The 15,362-nt window shown below is 33.4% G+C and carries 15 protein-coding genes; 1 reads left to right on the top strand and 14 read right to left on the bottom strand.

Features of this window, described 5'->3' with window-relative positions; genetic code table 11:
- Positions 1-2 precede the first annotated feature (2 nt).
- The 13 genes from nuoK to aspS form a co-directional block, all read right to left on the bottom strand.
- Positions 3-323: an NADH-quinone oxidoreductase subunit NuoK gene (nuoK, locus tag ABD766_RS12760; RefSeq protein WP_298303827.1), complete on the bottom strand. Its 321-nt coding sequence runs from the start codon at positions 321-323 to the stop codon at positions 3-5.
- Positions 324-325: 2 nt separating this feature from the next.
- A complete protein-coding gene (locus tag ABD766_RS12755; protein ID WP_298303829.1) occupies positions 326-847 on the bottom strand; it encodes an NADH-quinone oxidoreductase subunit J family protein in 522 nt (173 codons plus the stop codon).
- 2 nt (positions 848-849) lie between these two features.
- Entirely contained in the window at positions 850-1,395 is a 546-nt protein-coding gene (locus ABD766_RS12750) for a NuoI/complex I 23 kDa subunit family protein (RefSeq protein WP_298303831.1), read from the bottom strand.
- Between the two features lie 11 nt (positions 1,396-1,406).
- On the bottom strand, positions 1,407-2,438 hold the full coding sequence (gene nuoH / locus ABD766_RS12745; RefSeq protein ID WP_298303833.1) for an NADH-quinone oxidoreductase subunit NuoH: 1,032 nt from the start codon (positions 2,436-2,438) through the stop codon (positions 1,407-1,409).
- Positions 2,438-3,484: an NADH-quinone oxidoreductase subunit G gene (locus ABD766_RS12740; protein ID WP_344817034.1), complete on the bottom strand. Its 1,047-nt coding sequence runs from the start codon at positions 3,482-3,484 to the stop codon at positions 2,438-2,440. Before ABD766_RS12740 ends, nuoH begins: the two co-directional genes overlap by 1 nt.
- Positions 3,485-3,568: 84 nt before the next feature.
- A complete protein-coding gene (gene nuoF / locus ABD766_RS12735) occupies positions 3,569-4,936 on the bottom strand; it encodes an NADH-quinone oxidoreductase subunit NuoF (RefSeq protein ID WP_344817033.1) in 1,368 nt (455 codons plus the stop codon).
- 4 nt (positions 4,937-4,940) lie between these two features.
- Positions 4,941-5,471, bottom strand: a complete 531-nt coding sequence (locus ABD766_RS12730) for a complex I 24 kDa subunit family protein (RefSeq protein WP_344817032.1) — start codon at positions 5,469-5,471, stop codon at positions 4,941-4,943.
- 79 nt (positions 5,472-5,550) lie between these two features.
- A complete protein-coding gene (gene nuoD / locus ABD766_RS12725) occupies positions 5,551-6,786 on the bottom strand; it encodes an NADH dehydrogenase (quinone) subunit D (RefSeq protein WP_344817031.1) in 1,236 nt (411 codons plus the stop codon).
- Between the two features lie 28 nt (positions 6,787-6,814).
- Complete coding sequence (locus ABD766_RS12720; protein WP_344817030.1) at positions 6,815-7,336, bottom strand: NADH-quinone oxidoreductase subunit C; 522 nt, start codon at positions 7,334-7,336, stop codon at positions 6,815-6,817.
- A 1-nt stretch (position 7,337) separates the two neighbouring features.
- Entirely contained in the window at positions 7,338-7,883 is a 546-nt protein-coding gene (locus tag ABD766_RS12715) for an NADH-quinone oxidoreductase subunit B (protein WP_298116535.1), read from the bottom strand.
- Positions 7,884-7,915: 32 nt separating this feature from the next.
- Positions 7,916-8,281: an NADH-quinone oxidoreductase subunit A gene (locus ABD766_RS12710; RefSeq protein ID WP_298303847.1), complete on the bottom strand. Its 366-nt coding sequence runs from the start codon at positions 8,279-8,281 to the stop codon at positions 7,916-7,918.
- A gap of 202 nt (positions 8,282-8,483) precedes the next feature.
- Positions 8,484-8,684, bottom strand: coding sequence for a cold-shock protein (locus tag ABD766_RS12705; protein ID WP_298116537.1), 201 nt, complete (start codon positions 8,682-8,684; stop codon positions 8,484-8,486).
- Between the two features lie 220 nt (positions 8,685-8,904).
- Positions 8,905-10,656 (bottom strand): aspartate--tRNA ligase, encoded by a 1,752-nt coding sequence (gene aspS, locus ABD766_RS12700; protein ID WP_344817029.1) that lies wholly within the window; start codon positions 10,654-10,656, stop codon positions 8,905-8,907.
- A 126-nt stretch (positions 10,657-10,782) separates the two neighbouring features.
- Between aspS and ABD766_RS12695 the strand changes: the two genes are divergently transcribed.
- Positions 10,783-11,781, top strand: coding sequence for a TlpA family protein disulfide reductase (locus ABD766_RS12695; RefSeq protein ID WP_344817028.1), 999 nt, complete (start codon positions 10,783-10,785; stop codon positions 11,779-11,781).
- 68 nt (positions 11,782-11,849) lie between these two features.
- Here ABD766_RS12695 and ABD766_RS12690 read toward each other — a convergent pair whose 3' ends face one another.
- Positions 11,850-15,320, bottom strand: a complete 3,471-nt coding sequence (locus tag ABD766_RS12690; RefSeq protein ID WP_344817027.1) for an efflux RND transporter permease subunit — start codon at positions 15,318-15,320, stop codon at positions 11,850-11,852.
- Positions 15,321-15,362 lie beyond the last annotated feature (42 nt).

The following is a 15,362-nucleotide window of genomic DNA, read 5'->3' as shown; positions in this document are numbered from 1 at the left end:
GATTATCCTTTTAAGTTTTTTAAATTTGATATATCTACCGAACCAATATTTCGGAAAACAGCAACTAAAATCGCTAAACCTACAGCAACTTCTGCAGCAGCAACAGCCATTGAAAAGAATACAAAAACTTCTCCTTTTGAATCTTGCCAATACGTTGAAAAGGCAACAAATAGTAAGTTTACTGCGTTCAACATAATTTCTATTGACATAAAAACAATGATGGCATTTCTTCTGTACAATACTCCAAAGACTCCTATACAAAATAGAAGAACAGAAAGGAAAATGTAATTTTCAATACCAATTTGATTTAAAATATTCTCCATGATTATTTAGTTGGTTTTTCTTTTTTTGATAATAAAACAGCTCCAATCATTGCCACTAAAAGTAGGATAGAAGCAAATTCAAATGGAACCATAAATCCTTCTTTGTCATCCAATAAAACAGTTCCTAATTTTTTTATGGATTGAAAATCTTCACCAGTTGTAGGATAATCACCAACGAAAGGTTTTGAGTACATAAATATTAAAACTAATGCTGTACTCAATAAAATAAATGTTGTTATGGCACCAAGTCTAGTAATTCTTGGTTTGTGAACTTCATCTTCTTTATTCAAATTCATTAACATGATGGTGAATAAGAATAGAATCATAATGGCACCAGAATAAACTATTACATGAACTATGGCAAGGAATTGCGCATTAAATAATAAATAGTGTCCAGCAATTGAAAAGAAACATAACACCAAATAAATAGCACTATGAATAGGATTTTTGCTGTATATGGTCAAAAACGCTGTTGCTAATGTGATAGCAGCTAAAACGTAAAATATGATAAGTATCGGTGACATAATTAATTAAGTTTTTTAGTATTTGCCATAGCCATTTCTAGTGGCATCACTAATTTATCTTTTCCGAAAATAAAATCTTCTCTATTGTATTGTGCTGGAACTAATTCTTTAGAAATTGTAAGGTAAATTGCGTCTTTTGGACAAGCTTCTTCACACAATCCGCAGAAAATGCAACGCAACATATTGATTTCGTAGATTGAAGCGTATTTTTCTTCTCTGTACAAATGTTCTTCTCCTTTTTTACGTTCTTCGGCTTTCATGGTAATTGCTTCTGCTGGACATGAAAGCGCACACAAACCACAGGCTGTACAATTTTCTCTTCCTTGTTCGTCGCGTTTCAACATGTGCTGACCACGATAAACAGGACTAAATTCACGAACTTGTTCTGGATAATGAATCGTTGCTTTTTTCTTAAAAAAGTGTTTAATTGTAATCCATAAACCTTTAAAAATTGCTATCAGGTACATTCTTTCAAGAAAAGTCATTTCTTTATTAGAAACTTGTTTTTTCTTACCTGATAATGATATACTTTGTATCGATGTTGACATAATTTCTTTTCTTATTTAAAAGCTAGAATGCAAATTCCTGTTATAATAATATTGACAATAGATAGTGGAATTAATATTCTCCATCCTAAATTCATCAATTGATCGTATCTAAATCTTGGTATTGTCCATCTAATCCACATAAAGAAAAAGATGAAGAAACATAATTTGGCAAACAAAGCAAAAATTCCAATGACATTTCCAATATTTACACCCCAATTTTCTATAGCCCAACTCATTCCTGGATAATTGTATCCACCAAAGAATAGAACAGAAATTATTGTTGCCGAAATAAACATATTAGCATATTCAGCAAATAAATAGAATCCCATTTTCATGGAAGAATATTCGGTATGATAACCACCAATTAATTCTGATTCGCATTCTGCCAAATCGAATGGCGTTCTGTTAGTTTCTGCAAAAGCACAAATCAAAAAGATTAAGAATGACAACGGTTGATAGAATACATTCCAATGCATTCCGTGTTGTTGAACAGAGATTTCTTTTAAACTCAATGTTCCTGTCATCATCAATAAAGCTATTATAGATAAACCCATTGCAATTTCATACGAAACCATTTGTGATGCAGCACGAACTGCTCCCATCAAAGAGAACTTATTGTTAGAAGCCCAACCTCCAATCATAATTCCATAAACACCTAGTGAAACAACAGCAAAAATGTATAAAATTGCACTGTCTGTATCGGTTGCTTGAAGAATTACAGTTCTTCCAAAAATCTCTAATCTATCACCCCAAGGAATTACAGCACTGGTCATCAATGCCGTACTCATTGCTACCGCTGGACCAACAAAAAATAAAAATCTATTTTTAGTATTTGGTTCAAATTCTTCTTTGGCAAAAAGTTTCATTCCATCGGCAAGAGGTTGTAATAATCCACCCCAACCAGCACGGTTTGGTCCAACTCTGTCTTGAAGATAGGCTGCAACTTTACGTTCTGCCCAAGTTGAATACATTGCCATAACCATTGTGACTGCAAATATCACAACAATAAAGATACTTTTTTCTATTATAAATGCACTATCCATTATTTTGTATCTATTTTGTTACCGTCAATTTTCTCGTTATAATCAATTTCGGACATACTGATTTTTTTACGGTCAATATCTCTTCCCATTAATATTCCTTTTTCTGTTTCAATCACCACTTTATCCATTTTACGTGTATAATTGTTTTGATTGATAACAGAGTCTTTTTCAAATCTTCTTGGACCTTCAATTACCCAGTCAGAAACTTCTTTTTTGTCAAAACGACAGGTGTTACAGATAAAATCTTCTACCTCATGGTATTCGTCTTTTCTAGCTGTAACTCTTTGAATTTCGTTTCCAAACATCCAAAGTGTTGTTTTTCCGCAACAACCTGGAGTTGTACATTCTCTGTGAGCGTTGAATGGTTTGTTGAACCAAACTCTAGATTTGAATCTGAAAGTTTTATCTGTTAATGCACCAACTGGACAAACGTCAATCATGTTTCCAGAGAATTCGTTGTCAATGGCAGCAGAAACACAAGTTGAAATTTGTGAATGATCACCACGATTTAAAACTCCGTGAACTCTTCCGTCAGTTAATTGATCTGCAACTTCTACACAACGTTGACAAACAATGCAACGGTTCATGTGTAATTGAATGTATGGACCAATATTTTCTGGCTCAAAAGTTCTTTTTTCTTCAATGAAACGAGTTTCCGATTTTCCGTGTTCGAATGATAAATTTTGCAAATCACATTCTCCTGCTTGATCACAAACCGGACAATCTAATGGGTGATTTATCAAAAGGAATTCGGTTACTGCTTTTCTAGCTTCGGTTACTCTTTCAGAAGATTTGCTAGCTACTTCCATTCCGTCTTGACAACCAGTAACACAAGATGCTACTAATTTTGGCATTGGTCTTGGATCGGCTTCACTACCTTTGGTAACGTCAACTAAACAACAACGGCATTTTCCACCAGTTCCTTTTAGTTTAGAATAATAACACATGGCTGGCGGAACGGATTCTCCACCAATCATACGAGCAGCTTGCAGGATAGTTGTTCCTGCTTCTACTTCTATTTCTTGACCGTCTATGGTTACTTTCATTGTAAATTTGTTTAAAAGTTTAAAAGTTTAAAAGTTTAAGTGTTTCCACTTCGTACTTCCAACTTCTAACTTCGTACTTTTAAATTATATTTCTTGTTTTGCTACTAAATGTTTCACTTTTTCAAATGGCTCATTTACAAAATGATCTCTATTTTTAACTTTTTCTGGGAAACGAATATGGTATTCAAATTCATCTCTAAAATGACGAATTGCTGCAGCAACTGGCCATGAAGCCGCATCACCTAGTGGACAAATCGTATTTCCTTCAATTTTAGATTGAATACTCCACAATAATTCTATGTCTTCTTCACGTCCTTGTCCGTTTTCTATTCTCCATAAAACTTTTTCTAGCCAACCAGTTCCTTCACGGCATGGCGTACATTGACCGCAAGATTCATGGTGGTAAAATCTTGAAAAATTCCAAGTATTACGAACGATACAAGCTCTATCATCATAAACAATAAATCCTCCAGAACCTAACATAGAACCAGTTGCGAATCCACCGTCTGATAGACTTTCGTAAGTCATTAATCGGTCTTCACCAGCAGCAGTTTTGTAAATTAAATTGGCTGGTAAAATTGGCACCGAACTTCCTCCAGGAACTAATGCTTTTAATGGTCTATCGGTTTGCATTCCGCCACAATATTCATCAGAATTCATGAATTCGTAAACAGAAACACCCAATTCAATTTCGAAAACACCTTGATTTTTAATATTTCCAGATGCTGAAATTAATTTGGTTCCAGTTGAACGACCAATTCCGATTGCAGCATAGTCAGTACCCGAATTATTTACAATCCAAGGCACAGCAGCAATTGTTTCTACATTATTTACTACGGTTGGATTTTGCCAAAGACCTTTAACAGCTGGAAATGGTGGTTTCAATCTTGGATTTCCACGATTTCCTTCTAAACTTTCAATTAATGCAGTTTCTTCTCCGCAGATGTAAGCTCCACCACCGATTTGAACAAAAAGTTCTAAATCGTAGCCTGAACCTAGTATATTTTTACCCAACCAACCAGCAGCTTTTGCTTCAGCGATGGCTCTTTCTAAAATTTTGTAAACCCACATGTATTCTCCACGAATGTAGATGTATGATAAGTTTGCTCCAAGCGCATAACTTGAGGTAATCATTCCTTCAATTAATAGGTGAGGAATGTACTCCATTAAGTAACGGTCTTTGAAAGTCCCTGGTTCTGATTCGTCAGCATTACAAACTAAATGTCTTGGATTTCCCGATTTTTTATCGATAAAACTCCATTTCATTCCAGCTGGAAATCCTGCACCACCACGACCACGAAGTCCAGAAGTTTTTACTTCTTCAACAACTTCATCTGGAGTCATTTTCTTCAAGGCTTTTTCTACTGATGCGTAACCGCCTTCACGACGATATACTTCATAAGTTTTAATTCCCGGAACGTTTATTTTGTCTAATAATATTTTTCTTCCCATGATACTATTTATCGTGTAAAGTGATTTTTCCGTCTTTACAATCAGACACTAACTGATCGATTTTTTCTTTTGTTAAATGCTCTTGGTAGAAATCACCCAATTGCATCATTGGCGCATATCCACAAGCACCAAGACATTCAACTCCGCGAACTTCAAATAAACCATCAGCTGTTGGTTCGCCAACTTTTACACCCAATTTCGAACAAGTGTAATCCATCAAATCTTCTACACCGTTTTGGCAACAAGGAGAAGTTTGACAGAATTCAAACATGTATTTTCCAATTGGACGTTGGTTGAACATTGTGTAAAAAGTTACTACTTCGTACACTTCAATATTTTGGATTTGTAAAATTTCAGCAACTTTGTTTTGCAATTCAATACTCAACCAATTGTCGTGAGCATCTTGAACTTCGTGCAAAACTGGAAGTAAAGCCGATTTTTGTTTACCTTCAGGATAATGACCGATTAGTTCATTGATACGGTTCATCAATGATTCAGTTATGTTTATCTCTTGTTTGATATGTGATCTTTCCATTTCTAATTTTAGATATTAAATTTTAGATTTTAGATATTTGAATCTATAATCTAAAATCTGCATTCTGCAATCTTTCTTCTTATGCGTCTAATTCTCCAGCAATTACATTTAAACTTGATAATATTACGATGGCATCTGATAACATTCCGCCTTTAATCATTTCAGTGTAAGCTTGGTAATAAATAAAGCAAGGTCTTCTAAAGTGTAATCTGTATGGAGTTCTACTTCCGTCAGTTATTAAATAAAATCCTAATTCTCCGTTTCCGCCTTCTACAGGATGATAAATTTCTCCCACTGGAACTGGAACTTCACCCATCACAATTTTAAAGTGATAAATTAAGCTTTCCATGTTATGGTAAACATCTTCTTTTGGAGGTAAGTAATAATCAGGAACATCAGCGTGGATTGGTCCTTCCGGTAATTTAGCTAAGGCTTGTTTGATGATGCTTAAACTTTCCCAAACTTCGGCATTACGAACACAAAATCTGTCGTAAGTATCACCTGATTTTCCTACAGGAACATCAAATTCAAAATCTTCATAAGAAGAATAAGGTTGTGCTTTTCTAACGTCATAATCAATTCCAGCAGCACGTAAATTAGGTCCAGTTAAACCATATTGCATTGCTTTTTCAGCAGTAATTGGTCCGACATTCACAGTTCTATCGATGAAAATTCTGTTTCTTTCGAAAAGGTTTTCAAATTCTTTCCAAGCAACTGGAAAATCAGTTAAAAAAGTGTCTAATTTTTTGAAGGCAGCTTCAGACCAATCTCTTTCGAAACCACCGATTCTACCCATATTTGTTGTAAGACGAGCTCCACAAATTTCTTCGTAGATTTCGTAAACTTTTTCTCTAAATTGGAATACATAAAGGAAACCAGTATAAGCTCCAGTATCAACTCCAAGAATCGAATTACAGATTAAGTGATCTGTTATACGAGCTAATTCCATTACGATAACTCTTAAATATTGAGCACGTTTTGGAACTTCAATTTCTAGTAATTTTTCGACGGTCATCCACCAAGCCATATTGTTAATAGGAGAAGAACAGTAGTTCATTCTGTCTGTTAAAACGTTTACTTGATAAAACGGACGATTTTCTGCAATTTTTTCAAAAGCACGATGAATGTATCCAATGGTTGGTTCTGCATCAAGAATTTTTTCACCATCCATAAGCAAGATATTTTGAAAAATACCATGTGTTGCTGGATGCGTTGGACCAAGATTTAATATTGAAAGTTCGCTACCGTCTTCGTTGCGAGTTTGTTCAATAACTTTGGCATATCGATGCTCTGGTAATAATAATAAGTCTGACATTTTATAATGTTGAATTATTTATTTTGTTTTATATTTTTTGTGCCGTTCTTCCAAAGAAACGGTCATCTTTATCTGTTCTACCGCTATCTTCCATTGGGAATTCTTTTCGCATTGGATGCGAAACCATTTCATCCATATTCAAAATACGTTTCAATTGTGGATGACCAACAAAATTGATTCCGTAGAAATCGAAAGTTTCTCTTTCCATCCAATTGGTGCAAAGAAATAAATCGGTCATTGAATGAACTTCAGGATTTTCACCATTAAGATAAGTAGTTATTCTTATTCTAACATTTTCAACCCAATTGTGAAGATGATAAACTACTGCAAATTGATGATTTTCATCGTTGTCTGGATAGTGAACCCCACATAAATCGGTTAAGAAGTGAAAATTTAAATCCTCTTCTGTTTTTAAAGTTCTAATTACTTCGTAGATAGCATCTGAAGTAGCTTCGAATGAAAAAACATCTCGACTCATAGAAAAATTCAAAACTTTGTTTCCAAATTTTTGAGTCATTTTTTCTTGTATGTATGCCGTTTCTAAAGCCATATTATAGGTTGTAAGAAGCTAATAATTCTTTATATTCAGGAGAATTTCTTCTGCGAACAGATTCATTCTTCACTAATTCTTGTAATTGCATTACGCCATCAACAATTTGTTCTGGTCTAGGAGGACAACCTGGTACATAAACGTCTACTGGAATTACTTTGTCAATTCCTTGTAAAACAGAATACGTATCGAAAACTCCACCTGAGCATGCACAAGCACCAACCGAAATCACCCAACGAGGTTCAGACATTTGTTCGTAAACTTGGCGTAAAATAGGTGCCATTTTTTTAGAAATTGTTCCCATTACCATTAGCATATCGGCTTGTCGTGGAGAAAAACTTACTCTTTCTGAACCAAAACGCGCTAAATCGTAATGTGATGCCATTGTAGCCATGAACTCAATACCACAACAAGAAGTTGCAAATGGTAAAGGCCAAAGAGAATTAGCTCTTGCTAATCCAACAACGTCGTTTAATTTAGTAGCGAAGAAACCTTCACCTGTTACTCCTTCTGGTGGAGCAACCATTTTTGTTTTAGAATCACTCATTTATAATTCGTAATTTAAAATTCGTAATTAATCTATTCCCACTCTAATGCTTTCTTCTTGATTATATAGAAGAAGCCAACTAAAAGTAACAACATGAAAATAACCATTTTGATCATTCCATCCACTCCTAATTCTCTAAAATTTACTGCCCAAGGATATAAGAAAATTACCTCTACATCGAAAAGCACGAAAAGAATTGCAACAAGAAAATATTTTACAGAAAACGGAATACGCGCATTTCCTACGGATTCAATACCGCACTCGAAGTTTTTATCTTTGTTTTTAGAATGTCTTTTTGGTCCAAGGAAACTAGAACCAATAATTGTTGCGACAACAAATCCTATTGCTAGTCCAGCTTGCATTAAGATTGGTAAATAATCAATTTGAGTAGATTGCATGTCTCTAAAAGTTAGTATTTGTAAAATAGCCACAAATATACATTGCATTATTTAATTCTCAAAAATCATTAGATAAACGTTTGTTATTTATCCGTTAAAATTGTTTATTTAAACCTATTCTAAATAATATTCATAAAAACAAAAAAACGCTCTGAAATTTTCAGAGCGTTTGACCATTTAGGCAATCAAAAAATAATATATATTAGTCTTCGATAACTACTACTTGAGCAGCTACTTTACCTTTTCTTCCTTCTTCTTCTTCGTAAGAAACTTTGTCTCCTTCGTTTAAGTTTTCAGCTTTAATACCTGTAGCGTGAACGAAAATGTCTTTTCCATTTTCATCATCTGTAATGAATCCGTAACCTTTAGACTCATTGAAAAATTTAACTGTACCTGTGCGCATTTTGTAATGTAAAAAAATTAATAATGGTCAAAGATATACTTATTTATGACATAGCAAACAAAAATTAAATAAAAGTTTAAAAAATTTACAATAATTTAAAATTATAATTGAATGATTTTCAGTGTAATATTTGAAAAATTCTAAATTTTGCAATAAAAAAAGCAACTATTTATAAATTTTTAAATAGTTGCTTTTAAATTATTTGAGAATTTGATATAAATTACTTCAAATCAACTTTTATATGTAATTCATTTAATTGTGCGTCATCAATTACAGATGGTGCATCAATCATAACATCTCTTCCTGAATTGTTTTTTGGGAAAGCGATAAAATCACGAATCGTTTCTTGTCCGCCAAGAATTGCTACTAATCTATCCAATCCAAAGGCTAAACCTCCGTGCGGTGGTGCTCCAAATTGGAAAGCATCCATCAAGAAACCAAACTGATTACGAGCTTCTTCTTCAGTAAATCCTAAATATTTGAACATTAATTGTTGGGTTGCTTTATCGTGAATTCTAATAGAACCACCACCAATTTCGTTTCCGTTCAAAACCATATCATAAGCATTTGCGCGAACTTTTCCTGGATTTGTTGATAACAATTCCATGTCTTCTGGTTTTGGCGAAGTAAATGGATGGTGCATTGCATGCCATCTTCCAGATTCTTCGTCTAATTCTAATAATGGAAAATCTACAACCCATAATGGAGCGAATTCGGCTGGATTTCTTAATCCTAATCTTGTTGCTAATTCCATTCTTAAAGCAGAAAGTTGAGCACGAGTTTTATCAGCTGGACCAGAAAGTACAAAAATCATGTCGCCAGCTTTGGCACCAGTAATTTCAGCCCATTTTTTCAAATCTTCTTGGTCGTAGAATTTATCTACAGATGATTTGTAAGTCCCATCAGCTTCACATTTTACGTAAACCATTCCAGAAGCACCAACTTGTGGACGTTTTACCCAGTCAATTAAAGCATCGATTTCTTTACGAGTATAAGTTGCACAATTTGGAGCTGCAATTCCAACTACTAATTCAGCTGCATTAAAAACTGGAAAATCTTTGTGTTGTGCTACTTCGTTTAACTCTCCAAATTTCATGTCAAAACGAATATCAGGTTTGTCATTACCATAAGTTTTAATGGCGTAATCGTAAGTAATTCTTGGGAATTTTTCTACTTCAATGCCTTTAATTTCTTTTAGTAAATGACGAGTTAATCCTTCAAATACATTTAAAATATCTTCTTGTTCCACAAATGCCATTTCGCAATCGATTTGTGTAAACTCAGGTTGTCTGTCGGCACGTAAATCTTCGTCACGGAAACATTTTACAATTTGAAAATATTTATCCATTCCTCCAACCATCAAAAGTTGTTTGAACGTTTGTGGCGATTGTGGTAAAGCATAAAATTGTCCTTCATTCATTCTACTTGGAACTACGAAATCTCTTGCTCCTTCTGGAGTTGATTTGATTAAATAAGGAGTTTCAACTTCACAAAAATCCAAATCAGAAAGATAATTTCTAACGGCTTGTGCTACTTTATGACGGAATAACAAACTGTTTTTAACTGGATTTCTTCGAATATCCAAATAACGGTATTTCATTCTGATGTCTTCACCACCGTCGGTTTCATCTTCAATAGTGAAAGGTGGCGTTAATGCTGCATTTAGAATTGTCATTTCTTTTACAAGAATTTCAATTTCGCCTGTTGCTATATTATTATTTTTGGCTTCACGCTCAATTACAGTTCCTTTTACTTGAACTACAAATTCTCTTCCAAGAGTTTTAGCCAATTCGAAAACTGATTTTTCAGAACGGCTTTCATCAAATAATAATTGTGTAATTCCATAACGGTCGCGTAAATCAACCCAATTCATGAATCCCTTATCTCTTGATTTTTGTACCCAACCAGCAAGTGTAACTTCTTGATTAATATGTGAGGCGTTCAACTCGCCACAATTATGACTTCTATACATTTGGAATAAAATTTTTGCAAAAGTAAAAAACTTAAACCGAAATTAAACATGAAAATTTTTGTTAATGATGAATTACGATAAATAAATTTAATTACATTTGATTCTACTTAAATTAAAATTAATAATATGAAAAAATTAGGATTATTTTTATTTGCATTTGTAATGTCAAATATAAGCTTTGCTCAAGAAACAATGATGAAGTTTGAGGCTGATGTTGCTCACAGAAATGGCGATATACTTTTTATCAAAAACAATAGAATAATTGTAAAAGAAATTAAAGTAGAAGGTGATGGACATTTTAGTTCGTCATTTGAAATTAAAGAAGGAATGTATCAATTGTTTGATGGAGCTGAATATACTGAACTGTTTTTGAAAAATGGTTTTGACTTAAAAATGAAAATGGATGCACAGAATTTTGATGAGTCAATTGTATATTCTGGAAAAGGAGCGGCTGAGAATAATTATTTAGCTCAAAAAATATTGAGTGAAAGTAAGTTTGATGCAGAAAGTCTTTTTGCTGCTAAAACTATGGAAGAATTTACTGCTAAAATTACAGAAAAGCAAAAAGCTGATATTGCTAAATTGGATGCTGCTAAATTGGATGCAAATTTTGTTGCACTTCAGAAAAAAGCAATGGAAACAGAAATGTTTCAAATGAAAATGTATTTTGGAGAGAAATTAAAACAACAAAAATTAAACAACACACAAGCACCATCTTTTGATTATGAAAACCACGCTGGTGGAAAAACCAAGCTAGAAGACTTGAGAGGAAAATATGTTTACATTGATGTTTGGGCTACTTGGTGTGGACCTTGTCGTGCAGAAATTCCATCTTTGAAAAAAATTGAAGAGAAATATCACGATAAAAAAATTGCTTTTGTAAGTATTTCTGTTGATGAGCAAAAAGATTATGAGAAGTGGAAAAAGTTTGTAGTTGAAAAACAACTTGGTGGAATCCAATTGTATGCAGATAAAAACTGGATGTCTGATTTTATTAAAGCATTTGGAATTAATTCTATTCCAAGATTTATTTTAATCGATCCAACTGGAAAAGTGGTTAATGCTGATGCTGATCGACCATCAAATCCTAAATTACAAGAGCAACTTGATGCACTTTTAAAATAGTTTAGTTTTAGTACAAAATAAAAAGCTCCGAATATTTTTCGGAGCTTTTTTATTTAACTAAACAATTTTTATTCTTCAGTTGCTATTCTTCTTGATTCTCTTCTGTCTCTCAGTTTATATTTTACTCGTTTAACCAAGTAAAACATTACTGGAACCATAACTAGAGTTAAGACGGTTGCATAAGTCAATCCGAAGATGATGGTCCATGCTAATGGTCCCCAAAAGATTACGTTGTCACCACCAATAAACAAGTGTGGGTTTAAGTCAGTAATTAATCCGAAGAAGTCGAAGTTTAACCCAATTGCTAGTGGAATTAATCCAAGAACAGCTGTTAATGCAGTCAATAATACTGGACGTAAACGCGATTTTCCAGATTCGATGATTACTTCTTTTATTTCTTCTAATGATAAATCGTCGTGACTGTTTAAATGTTTTTCTGCTACTTTTTTGTCTAATAAAAGTACAAAGAAGTCCATTAATACAATTCCGTTTTTCACTACAATTCCGGCAAGGGAAATAATTCCCATCATGGTCATCAGGATTACGAAATCCATTCCAGCTATAACATATCCGTAAAATACACCACTAAAACTCAAGATAACTGTAAATAAAATTACCATTGTTTTAGAAACTGAATTAAATTGTAATACAATAATAATCGTAATTCCTGCTAAAGCTAAGAATAAAGCATACATCAAGAAGCTTTGGTTTTTTCCTTGTTCTTCTTGAACACCAGAAAACGAATAAGAAACTGTTTTTGGTAATTCATATCCTTTTAATTCTGCTTGTATTTGCTTTGTAATTTCATCACCATTAAAACCTGTCAAAACATTAGAATAAACCGTCATGATTCGTTTTTGGTTTTTTCTTTTGATTTGATTGTAAGTAGTCGTTTTCTCTGTTTTTGAAACTGCCGAAATTGGCACTTGCATCATCTGACCATTGTTTTGATTTCTGAACGTTAATGATTGATTGAACAATACATTTTCGTTTTTACGTTGATCATCTTGCATACGCATTGTGATGTTATAATCGTCGTCTCCTTCTTTATAAGTAGAGATTTCTTGACCATAAACAGAACGACGTAAATTGAATCCTAGTTGACCAGTTGAAACTCCCAAACTTCCTGCACTAACTCGGTCAACTTTTACTTCAAGTTCTGGACTTTCTTTGTTTACATCAACGCTAAGTCTTTCAATTCCTGGAATGTTTTTAGAGTTTATAAAAGCAATCATTTTGTCTGCTTCTTTCAACATTACATCATAGTCAATTCCTGTCAATTGAATACTAATTGGATAACCAGCTGGTGGACCATTAGAATCTTTTTCAACCGTTACAGTAGCGCCTGCAATACCTTTTACTTTGGCACGAATTTCTTCTAAAACATCGGCTGTATTTACACCTTTTCTAAATTTGAATTCAGAGAAGTTAACCGTAACTTTTCCTTTGTATGGTGTTTCCGATGCTGAACCTGCGTCGACGTTAGGATTTCCTGCTCCAACACCTACTTGAGAAACAATAGATTCTGCAAGGTAATTTTCATTAGTACCTTCTTCAACATATTTGCTTAAAATATTGATTACTTGTTTTTCTACAAATAAAGTGGCTTTATTAGTTTTAGAAATATCGGTTCCTTGAGGATATTCTATATAAGTAATTACTTGATTTGGAATGTTGTCTGGGAAAAACAATACTTTTCTTGGGAAAATTCCCAATAACATAAATGAGAAAATTAACAACCCAATTATTCCAGCTAAAGCAAGCCATGCTTTTCTACCAGTTAATATTTTAGCCAAGAAGCTTTTGTATTTGTCTTCCATTCTTGGGAAGAAGCTGTACTGAAAATCTTGGGTCCATTGGTATAATTTTAATTTGTATAACCACATTAAACCTAATGATATAATAGCTAAATGTCCAATTGCTCTAGCGAATTTTGAATCATAGATATTTCCAATAAGAACAAAAATTAAGGCAATTACTGTAAAAATAATTGAATATAGTTTTGCCGATTTTTTAGATACATTTTTATCTGTTGTATCCATCGAACCTCCAGTCATGGCAGCATTTACAACCATTGCCACAAATAACGAAGCCGTTAATGTAACCGTTAATGTAATTGGGAAATACTTCATGAATTTACCCATTGTACCTGGCCATAATAAGAAAGGTAAAAAGGCCATCAAAGTTGTTGCTGTAGATGAAATTACAGGCCAAGCGATTTCACCAATACCTATTTTGGAAGCCGAAACTCTGTCCATTCCTTTTTGCATGTTGGCAAATACGTTGTCGACCACCACAATTCCGTCGTCTACAAGCATTCCTAATCCCATTACTAATCCAAAAAGAACCATAGTATTCAGTGTCAATCCGAATGCTGAAAGAATACTAAACGCCATTAACATTGATAATGGAATTGCCGCACCAACAAATAGTGAATTTCTTAATCCCATAGTAAACATTAACACAATCATTACTAACACAATTCCGAAAATGATGTGGTTAGAAAGTTCGTCTACTTGGTGTTCAACTCTTGATGATTGGTCATTAGTTAACTGCAATTCTAAATTAGATGGTAAATAAGATGCTTTAGCTTTTTCTAATTTTTCTTTTACTTGCTCAATCGCAGAAATCATGTTTTGATTAGAACGTTTTTTTACGTTAAGCATTACCACTTCTTTACCTGATTCACGAGCGTAAGTAGTTTTTTCTTTCTCTTTAAAACTAATTTTAGCTATATCTTTTAGGTAAACAGCACCTCCATATGATTTGATAATAATATTTTCAAGTTCTTTAGGATCTTTTATTTCACCAACGATTCTAATATTATTTCTTGACCCTTGTGAAATTAAATTTCCACCTGAAAGTGTCATATTTTCATATTTCACCGCATTTTGAATTTCATCAAAAGAAACTTGAGCTGCGGTCATTTTGAATATATCTACAGCAATTTCAACTTCTTTGTCATCAACACCAAGGATATCTACTTTTTTAACTTCAGGGATTTCTTCAATATCATCTTGAAGCAATTCACCATATTTTTTAAGTTGTTGTGTAGTATAATTTCCTTTTAAGTTGATATTTAAAATAGGCACTTCTTCCGAAATGTTTAATTCGAAAACGTTTGGCTCTACTTTACTTCCGTTGTCTAGATTTGGCCAATCGGTATCTGCTTTTGCAAAATCAACTTTATCTTTAATTTTAACTTTTGCATCTTCAATGGTCACTTTATCTGCAAATTCTACGATAATCATTCCATAATCTTGAAACGAACTAGACGTAATTTTTTCTACTCCTGAAATGTTTTTGAATTCCTTTTCGAGTGGTTTAATTACTAATTTTTCAACATCTTCGGCAGAATTTCCTGGGAAAACAGACGAAATGTATACTTTGTTCTCGATGATTTCTGGGAAATCTTCACGAGGCATCGTTATATAGGCAATTACTCCTGTAATAACGATTAATAAGGTCAAGATATAAACAGTAACACGATTGTCTACTGCCCAACTTGATATACTGAATTCTTTATTTGTGTGACTCATATATTTTGTTGTTGGTTGTCGGTTATCAGTTGTCGGTTTAGA

Source organism: Flavobacterium cheonanense (genome assembly GCF_039539185.1).
GTDB lineage: Bacteria > Bacteroidota > Bacteroidia > Flavobacteriales > Flavobacteriaceae > Flavobacterium > Flavobacterium cheonanense.
This window is presented reverse-complemented; position numbering and strand designations above follow the sequence as displayed.